Source organism: Colwellia sp. 6M3 (assembly GCF_014077595.1).
Classification (GTDB): domain Bacteria; phylum Pseudomonadota; class Gammaproteobacteria; order Enterobacterales; family Alteromonadaceae; genus Cognaticolwellia.
This window is the reverse complement of the sequence record NZ_JACGWF010000147.1, coordinates 1-6,270: the sequence shown is the minus strand read 5'-3', so window position 1 is coordinate 6,270 and position 6,270 is coordinate 1. Positions and strand designations below refer to the sequence as shown.

Here is a 6,270-nt window from a genome sequence, read left to right as displayed (position 1 = left end):
ATATAATGTCATAAGCAAAACTTATATTTACGCTATAATTAATTTTTTGGTGATGTTATCTTGGTTCTCTAAGGGTTTTATAGTTTTAAAGGATACATTGGGTGTCGAATTCTATTGATGAAAATAAAATAATTAAGCACTCTCCGGAGCAAAGCAGTCCAGTTATCATTGAAAATGATGAAGACTCTAATGCGCCCAGAAGTAGTAATAGCACAACCGCAAATGCCTCGTCACAAAAACAAATTTTGCTATTGGCTAAAAAGTTTTCACTTAATGCTGCATTTTTACCTGAAATTAAACAAGCTCCTATAGAAGACAGAGCTTTTAGACGTAAAAAAATCGACGAATTACGCAAGCAGCAAAATATGGAAGCCATCGTGTTACGTGCGATTCAATATTGCTCTGATGAAAATATGACCGATAGAGCGGATCAAGACTGGTTCAGCTCGTTTGTTATTCTTGCAGAAGGTATTAGCAATAAAAATATGCAAGATTTATGGGCGAAAATTTTAGCGGGTGAAGTATCTAAGCCGGGTTCTTTTTCACTAAAAACCTTACAAACCTTTCGAACCATGGGCATTACTGAAGCTAAGCTATTAGCAAAAGCATGTAGTTTAGCGATGTCTGATACACGTAGAAAAAATATTCGCGTGATCAGCGGTGCTTATCAAGTCCCTACATTATTTAATTTTTTCAATAAACAACGACAACAACAACTCGATCTTAATCAAGCAGGGCTGAGCTACGCTGATATTTTAACTTTGGCGGATAATCATCTGATGTTCGAACAAGAAACAGAAAGTCACTCGCTCGCTAAAGGGGAGAAGATTCAGTTTAACTATAATGGTAAATCAGTGAGTTTTGTTGCTAAAAAAGCCGATTGTATACTTACGTTTTATAAGTTCACACCTATTGGTACTGAACTCGCACACTTAATCAATGACAATGCAGATGAAAGCTATTTGTCGATATTAAAAACAAAACTTTCAGAGAATTTTTCTATTACTAATTAAGCTACAATTAACGGGTTAATGTTAACCAGTTAATTATTTCAATCTAGAACTAAAAGAATGCGACAAGCACATTCTTTTAGTTCTATCGATTAAATTCCATCACCATCGGTATGTAAACCACATTCTCTTTGCATACCTGAAAAGCGGGTATCACTTTCATCCATGCCAGCGGTCAATGGTTTTGTACTATGAACATCTCCAACCGAAACATAACCTTCTTCCCATAACGGGTGGTAAGGTAAATTGTTTGCCGTTAAATATTGATGAACATCTTTATTTGACCAATCAATAATCGGGTGCACTTTAAATCTGCCACGTAAAATACTGACTACTGACAAACCTTCGCGATGACTTGATTGCTGTCTTCTTACACCTGAAAACCATGTACCCGCTTGTAACTCACTCAAACCACGTTCTAATGGTTCAACCTTGTTGCGGCGATTATATGCTTTTAACGACGCTTCATCTTTTGACCACTCTTCACCATATTTAGCTTGTTGCCATGCTGCACTTTCTTTAGCACTAAATACTTGTAAGTTTAAGTTTAAGCGATCGGTTAATTTTTCAATAAACTGATATGTTTCAGGAAATAAATGACCCGTGTCAGTAATCAATACAGGAATATTGGGGTCAATTTTCGTCAACATATGCAGCATCACCGCAGATTGAATACCGAAACTTGACGATAATACGAATTGCGATGGTAAGTTTTCCATCGCCCATTCTACGCGCTGCGTTGCAGACTGCTTCTCTAACAACTCGTTCCACTGCTTCAACCAAGGTTCAGGTAATGACGCTGGAAATTTATTACTAATCACAGGAGGTATACTCGCTTTAATAATATTAGTCATGAAAATCTCTTTTGCTGACAATAACTTCATCAATAATACCAACACGTATAACGAAATCGCCAAAAGCTTCAGCTTCATTGCGCTCAGTAGCCCAACGAGCCACTAAACTATCGATTTCTTGAAGAATATCTTCTTCATTTAGGTTTTCTTTATACATTTTAGGTACGCGAGTACCAATAATGTTGCCACCTAAGTGCATGTTGTATTTACTTGGACCTTTACCTACTAAGCCTATTTCAGCCAACATGGCGCGACCACAGCCATTAGGACAACCTGTAACACGTAAAATAATACTTTCATTAGCCACATTATGCTTAGCTAAAATGGCTTCTACGTCAGTAACCAAGCCAGGTAAATATCTTTCCGCTTCAGCCATTGCAAGTGGGCATGTAGGAAACGCTACACAGGCCATTGAGTTCTTACGCTGAACAGATACATCATCAGCCATTAAACCGTGTGCACGTGCTAAGCGCTCAATTTCTGCTTTGTCTTCACTAGCCACACCAGCAATAATTAAATTCTGGTTAGCTGTCATACGAAAATCGCCTTTATGGATTTTCGCGATTTCTGCCATACCTGTTTTCAACGGTAAGTTTGGCTTATCAAGTAAACGACCATTTTCAATAAATAGCGCTAAATGATGTGTGCCTTCATAACCCTCAGTCCAACCGATACGGTCGCCACGCCCAGTAAACTCGTAAGGGCGACTTTCTGCAAAAGTAATACCTGCTCGTTTTTCAACTTCTGCTTTAAAAGTATCAACACCTACACGATCTAATGTGTACTTAGTTTTAGCATTCTTGCGATTAACTCGGTTACCCCAATCACGTTGAGTGGTAACTACTGCTGCAGCAACATCTAAAGTTTTAGATAACTCAACAAAACCAAAATCATCGGCCTTGCGAGGGTAAGTAGATTTGTCGCCATGAGTCATGGCTAAACCACCACCAACTAAGACATTAAAACCGATCAGCTTGCCGTCTTTAGCAATGGCAATAAAGTTCAAATCGTTAGCGTGTACGTCAACATCATTTTGCGGAGGAATAACCACCGTAGTTTTAAATTTACGTGGTAAATAATTAGGACCTAAAATAGGCTCAACTTCTTTACCATCTTTGCCTTCTTCTATTACTTCGCCATCAAGCCAAATTTCAGCATATGCACGTGTTTTAGGTAATAAGTGTTCACTAATTTTTTTAGCCCACTCATAAGCCTCTTGGTGTAACTCAGACTCAACAGGATTCGTAGTACAAAGTACATTACGATTAACATCACCTGCGGTAGCAATTGAATCGATACCATATTCGTTAAGCGTTTGATGCATTAACTTAATATTAGGCTTTAATACGCCGTGAAATTGAAAGGTTTGACGTGTAGTTAAACGAATACTGCCATAACTTGTTTTTTCACGTGAAAACTTATCAATAGCTAACCATTGCGTTGGTGTAATAATACCGCCGGGCATACGAGCACGTAACATGACATTATGTAATGGCTCAAGCTTTTGCTTAGCACGTTCATTACGTATGTCACGGTCATCTTGCTGATACATACCATGTGTTCTGATTAACTGAAAATTATCAGCAGTAAAACCGCCGGTAACGTTGTCTTTTAAATCTTCAGTAATGGTGCCACGCAAATAGTTACTTTCCGCTTTTAATCTTTCATTATCGGCATGTTTGCCTTCAACAATTAAAGGGCCATTTTCCTGATCTTTATTGGTCAAGTCAGTCATTAGTAAACATCCTTCTGGTAACGCTTGGCGTTACGTAAATCTTTTAAGTATTCAGCTGCCTGTTCTTGTGATAATTGACCTTTAGTTGCAATAATAGATAGCAACGCCGCCTCAACATCTTTAGCCATTCTACTCATATCACCACAAACGTAAATGTGTGCTCCACGTTCTAGCCACGCGAATATTTCGTCAGCGTTTTCTAATAATCTATCTTGAACATAAATCTTTTCTGCTTGATCACGAGAAAATGCAAGATCAATTTTGGTCAACAAGCCTGATTTCAAATAGCCTTGCCATTCAACTTGATATAGAAAATCTTGGGTAAATGTTTGATCACCAAAGAACAACCAGTTATCACCACTAGCTTCAGTCGCTTCTCGCTCCTGCATAAAGGCTCTAAAAGGTGCTACACCGGTACCAGGACCAATCATAATTACTGGAGTATCATTCTTAGCGGGCAGTCTAAAGTTGTCATTGTGTTCAACAAACACCTTAACTGCACCACCTTCATCAATACCATTAGTCAAAAATCCTGAAGCACCACCTTGACGGAAAGCGTCTCCTGCTTCGTATTGCACAAGGCCAACAGTTAAGTGAACTTCTTCTTCAACTTCACTTTGAGATGATGCAATTGAATATAGTCTTGGCGTGATTTTTCTTAAAGCATCAATAAATTCTTGAGCGTTTACCTTAGTTTCATTTGGTAATGAAGCAGACTTAACAACATCAACCACCTGATGGTTAGCCGCGTATTCGCGTAGAGCCGCTTTATCATCAAGTAGATCTAACAAGGTTTTCGCTTGTGATTTATTAGCCCAGAATTCGATAAATTGAATTGAGGTTTGTGTAATCTCAAACTTAGTTTTTAATGCCTCAGCTATAGTTACGCTTTCATTTGCTACAGTCACTTGTTCTTGATCATCTATAGCGAGCTCTGTAATAAGCTCATCAACAAGCGAGGCTGAGTTTTCAAACCAAACACCTAATGCATCACCGGCTTGATAAGTTAAGCCGGACTCGCCTAAATCAATTTCAACATGGCGAACATCTTTAGCAGAGTCTCGACCAGTAATTTTTTGACTTAGTAATAATTCTGCGGTGTAAGGGCTTTGTTTGGTATATAGATCTTCAGCAATAGTTGCATTGGTTAGTGTTACAACATTGTTTGATGCAACTTCACTAGCTAAAAGTTCTTTAGCTTGTTTTACTACCGTCGTCGACCATGTTTTAGCATCTGCATCGTAATCAACATCACAATCAACACGCGGGGCAAGTCTTTTTGCGCCTAGCTTTTCAAGATTAAGATCGAAGTCTTTACCCGTTTGACAGAAAAATTCATAACTGGTATCACCTAATGCAAGAACACTGTATTGCAAATGATCCAGTTTTGGCGCTTTTTTAGATGCTAAAAACTCATGCAATGCAATTGCATCATCAGGCGCTTCACCTTCACCATTAGTACTTGCAACAATAAGTAAGTGCGTAATATTCTTAATTGCCTTAGGCTTAATCTCGCCCATGCTTTTTAATTCAACACTTAAACCTTCAGCAGCTGCTAGTGCAGCTAAGCTCTTAGCAACACCTTTAGCATTACCCGTTTGTGAGCCGTACAAAATGGTTAATGTTGACGCCACTGCACTCGATACTACTGCGGGAGCAACTGCGGTATTAGGATTTTCAGCTTTAGCGGCTAAATAACCACTAGCCCACGCTAACTGTAGCGGAGAAAGATCATTGATGCTTTGCTTGAAAGATGCCAATTGATTGGTATCTAGCATTGTTTGGTTTAATTTTTGCTGTTCCGGCAACATTCGACTATACGCCCATTACTGATTAATGATGCAAGAATAGACTGATTTGCTACCAAATAAAAAGAATAGAAATGGCTTTTTTATACAAAAAAAGAATATAGGAATAATAGTAACGTTTTCTATACAGATACTAGTCGTATTTAACGACTCATTAGAGTAGTAAATAATTGAATTTATCTGGGTTATATCGCTATGAACGCGTTATCTGTAATCACTGTTTGTATTTTCTAAACGACAGAAAGCAACAAAACTCGTTACATCAGTAACAGGTTTCTCTAAAGAGAAGAATAGACACACGCTTTTTACCAACGGCGCTAACACGTTTCATGCACGAGTTTTAGTTTACAAATTCCAGACAGCAAAAAGCCCGTCACTTTCGTAACGGGCTTTTCTAAATAGAAGCCTATCAGTGCCCTACTGACGTATAGGATATACTAATGTCTTGAGCACATGGATGTGCAGGAAAGACCTCACATGGGCTTAACTTATATAAGTCACACTACTGTTGTCACGATACTTTTATCACTGTATTTTTTAAAACACCAGACAGCAAAAAGCCCGTCACTTTCGTAACGGGCTCTTCTAAATAGAAGCCTATCAGTGTCTTACTGACGTATACGAGATACTAATGTCTTGAGCACATGGATGTGCAGGAAAGACCTCACATGGGCTTAACTTATATAAGTCACACTACTGTTGTCACAATACTTTCATCACTGTATTTTTTAAAACACCAGACAGCAAAAAGCCCGACTCTTTCGAATCGGGCTCTTCTAAATAGAAGCCTAGCAATGTCCTACTCTCACATGGGAACTCCCACACTACCATCGGCGCTAACACGTTTCACTTCTGAGTTCGGA

The 6,270-nt window shown here is 38.6% G+C and carries 4 protein-coding genes; 1 reads left to right on the top strand and 3 read right to left on the bottom strand.

All coding sequences use genetic code 11. The annotated features are described in order from the left end of the window. The first annotated feature begins 101 nt into the window (after positions 1-101). Positions 102-1,013, top strand: coding sequence for a TIGR03899 family protein (locus H4J50_RS18350; RefSeq protein ID WP_182257616.1), 912 nt, complete (start codon positions 102-104; stop codon positions 1,011-1,013). 89 nt (positions 1,014-1,102) lie between these two features. On the opposite strand, the gene H4J50_RS18345 is transcribed toward H4J50_RS18350, so the two are convergent. Genes H4J50_RS18345 through H4J50_RS18335 form a run of 3 tightly spaced genes read right to left on the bottom strand, consistent with a single transcriptional unit; the run spans position 1,103 to position 5,410 of the window. After that, the gene (locus tag H4J50_RS18345; protein ID WP_108454901.1) at positions 1,103-1,864 is read right to left on the bottom strand and encodes a phosphoadenylyl-sulfate reductase; all 762 of its coding nucleotides are present in this window, start codon (positions 1,862-1,864) and stop codon (positions 1,103-1,105) included. Next, positions 1,857-3,599, bottom strand: coding sequence for an assimilatory sulfite reductase (NADPH) hemoprotein subunit (gene cysI, locus H4J50_RS18340; RefSeq protein ID WP_182257615.1), 1,743 nt, complete (start codon positions 3,597-3,599; stop codon positions 1,857-1,859). Before cysI ends, H4J50_RS18345 begins: the two co-directional genes overlap by 8 nt. Further along, the gene (locus H4J50_RS18335; protein ID WP_182257614.1) at positions 3,599-5,410 is read right to left on the bottom strand and encodes an assimilatory sulfite reductase (NADPH) flavoprotein subunit; all 1,812 of its coding nucleotides are present in this window, start codon (positions 5,408-5,410) and stop codon (positions 3,599-3,601) included. The genes cysI and H4J50_RS18335 overlap by 1 nt, the downstream gene beginning before the upstream one ends. Between the last annotated feature and the right edge of the window lie 860 nt (positions 5,411-6,270).

Coding starts and splice junctions, on each gene's coding strand:
- H4J50_RS18345 (WP_108454901.1), bottom strand. CDS start 1,864: ATGACTAATATTATTAAAGCGAGTATACCTCCTGTGATTAGTAATAAA.
- H4J50_RS18335 (WP_182257614.1), bottom strand. CDS start 5,410: ATGTTGCCGGAACAGCAAAAATTAAACCAAACAATGCTAGATACCAAT.
- cysI (WP_182257615.1), bottom strand. CDS start 3,599: ATGACTGACTTGACCAATAAAGATCAGGAAAATGGCCCTTTAATTGTT.